General features: G+C 62.6%; 3 protein-coding genes. All 3 read left to right on the plus strand.

Going from position 1 to position 3,066, the window contains the following annotated elements; translation table 11 throughout:
• The coding region (locus tag AC1DO7_RS40665) for an NADH-quinone oxidoreductase subunit J (RefSeq protein ID WP_477117515.1) at positions 1–459 on the plus strand (459 nt) is incomplete at its 5' end.
• Between the two features lie 16 nt (positions 460–475).
• Positions 476–781, plus strand: a complete 306-nt coding sequence (gene nuoK / locus AC1DO7_RS40670) for an NADH-quinone oxidoreductase subunit NuoK (protein WP_006156828.1) — start codon at positions 476–478, stop codon at positions 779–781.
• Positions 782–840: 59 nt separating this feature from the next.
• Positions 841–2,943 (plus strand): NADH-quinone oxidoreductase subunit L, encoded by a 2,103-nt coding sequence (nuoL, locus tag AC1DO7_RS40675; protein WP_441643162.1) that lies wholly within the window; start codon positions 841–843, stop codon positions 2,941–2,943.
• The last annotated feature ends 123 nt before the right edge of the window (positions 2,944–3,066 follow it).

Below are 3,066 nucleotides of genomic sequence, written 5' to 3' on the forward strand. Positions count from 1 at the left end.
CTGGTGTACGTGGGCGCCGTGATGGTGCTGTTCCTGTTCGTGGTGATGATGATCGATATCGACATCGAGCACCTGCGACGGGACTTCTGGACCTATGTGCCGCTGGCTTCGGTGGTCGGCGCGCTGATCATCGCCGAGATGGCCACCGTGCTGGTGCGCAACTTCATCGGCACCACCACGCCGCTGAACAACGTCGCGCAAGGCCCGGACTACTCGAATACCGCGGCGCTCGGCAAGCTGATCTACACGGACTATATCTACGCCTTCGAAGTGGCCGGCATCATCCTGCTGGTGGCGATCATCGCCGCCGTCGCGCTGACGCTGCGCCGCCGCAAGGACAACAAGGCACAAGACGTGGGCGAGCAGCTGCGCACCCGCCGCCAGGACCGCGTGCGCCTGGTCTCGATGCCGACGGAAGCCAAGGCGCAAGACGCCGCCGCTGCCGCGAACAAGAACTGAAGCCCGGAGAAACGCTGTGCTATCTCTCGCCCATTTCCTCGTGCTCGGTGCGATCCTTTTCGCCATCAGCATCGTTGGTATTTTCCTGAACCGCAAGAACGTGATCGTGCTGCTGATGGCGATCGAGCTGATGCTGCTTGCGGTCAATATGAACTTCGTCGCCTTCTCGCACTACCTGGGCGACCTGGCTGGTCAGGTTTTCGTTTTCTTCATCCTCACGGTGGCCGCGGCCGAGTCGGCAATCGGTCTGGCAATCCTGGTCGTGCTGTTCCGCAACCTGGACACGATCAACGTGGACGACATGGACACCCTCAAGGGCTGATCCGCATCGCTACGTTATGAACCAAGACCGTTCTCCGACCGCACACCACTAAGCGTCCTATGGCAACCACGCTCGACCCCAACCTGCTACTGGCGATCCCGCTCGCACCGCTAGCCGGTGCAGCCATCGCCGGCCTGTTCGGCACCAAGTTCTTCAGCACGTTCTCCTCGGAGACGCGCGCCGGCCGCTCGCTGGCCCACACCGTGACGATCCTCGGCGTGGCGATCTCCTGCCTGCTGTCGATCATCGTGCTGATGGACGTGCTGAACGGCGCGAGCTTCAACGCCACCGTGTACGAGTGGATGACGATCGGCAGCCTCAAGATGGAAGTGGGCTTCCTGGTCGACTCGCTCACCGCGATGATGATGGTGGTGGTGACCTTCGTCTCGCTGATGGTGCACATCTACACCGTCGGCTACATGGCGGAAGACCCCGGCTACAACCGCTTCTTCGCCTACATCTCGCTGTTCACCTTCTCGATGCTCATGCTGGTCATGAGCAACAACTTCCTGCAGCTGTTCTTCGGCTGGGAAGCGGTGGGCCTGGTGTCCTACCTGCTGATCGGCTTCTGGTACACCCGCCCGACCGCGATCTTCGCCAACCTGAAGGCGTTCCTGGTCAACCGCGTCGGCGACTTCGGCTTCATCCTCGGCATCGGTCTGCTGCTGGCCTACAGCGGCAGCATGAACTACACGGACGTGTTCGGCGCGCGCGAGCAGCTCGCCACGGTGATCTTCCCGGGTACCGACTGGCTGATGATCACGGTCGCCTGCATCTGCCTGTTCATCGGTGCCATGGGCAAGTCGGCCCAGTTCCCGCTGCACGTGTGGCTGCCCGACTCGATGGAAGGCCCGACCCCGATCTCCGCGCTGATCCACGCCGCCACCATGGTGACGGCCGGCATCTTCATGGTCGCGCGCATGTCGCCGCTGTTCGAGCTGTCCGACACCGCGCTGTCCTTCGTGCTGGTGATCGGTGCGATCACGGCGCTGTTCATGGGCTTCCTGGGCATCATCCAGAACGACATCAAGCGCGTGGTGGCTTACTCCACGCTGTCGCAGCTTGGCTACATGACCGTCGCGCTGGGCGCGTCGGCCTACTCGGTGGCGGTGTTCCACCTGATGACGCACGCCTTCTTCAAGGCGCTGCTGTTCCTCGCGGCCGGCTCGGTCATCATCGGCATGCACCATGACCAGGACATCCGCAACATGGGCGGCCTGCGCAAGTACATGCCGATCACCTGGATCACCTCGCTGGTCGGTTCGCTGGCGCTGATCGGCACGCCGTTCTTCGCGGGCTTCTACTCCAAGGACTCGATCATCGAGGCCGTGGCCGAATCCCATATCGCGGGCTCGGGCTTTGCCTACTTCGCGGTGCTGGCCGGTGTGTTCGTCACGGCGTTCTATTCCTTCCGCATGTACTTCCTGGTGTTCCACGGCGAAGAGCGCTTCGGCAAGGAGAACCACGATCAGCACAACCACCATGGCGACCACGAAGACGAGGAAGTCTCGGCCGACCATCACCATGGCCTGGCGCCCGGCGAAAAGCCGCACGAGTCGCCGTGGGTGGTGACCCTGCCGCTGGTGATGCTGGCCATCCCCTCGGTGGTGATCGGTGCGATCGCCATCGGCCCGATGCTGTTCGGCGACTTCTTCAAGAACGGCGTGGCCTTCAAGAACGTGATCTACGTCGGCGAGAACCATCATGCGATGGAAGAGCTGGCCGAAGCCTTCCACGGCTGGGTGGCGATGGGCGTGCATTCGCTGACCACGCCGGTGCTGTGGCTGGCCATCGCGGGCGTGGTGCTGTCGTGGTTCTTCTACATGAAGCGCCCGGATATCCCGGCTGCCATCAAGCAACGTTGCTCGGGCCTGTACACGCTGCTCGACAACAAGTACTACATGGACGCCATCAACGAAGCCGTGTTCGCACGCGGTGCCCGCCTGCTGGGCACCGGCCTCTGGAAGGGCGGCGACCAGGGCCTGATCGACGGCCTGGTGGTCAACGGCGCGGCGCGCGTGGTGGGCTGGTTTGCTTCGGTGAGCCGCTACCTGCAGTCCGGTTACATCTACCACTACGCATTCGCCATGATCCTGGGCATGCTGGTGTTGCTGTCGCTGACGGTGTTCGGCACCTCGTTCGCCACGGTGGGCGCCAAGTAAGGAAAACAAGAAAATGGTTCTGTCTTTCGCTATCTGGCTGCCGATCTTCTTTGGCTTGCTAGTCCTTGCCTCCGGGTCCGATCGCAGTCGCTGCTACGTGCGCTGGGCGGCGCTGTTCGGCTC

Source organism: Cupriavidus sp. 05N40, assembly GCF_056397305.1.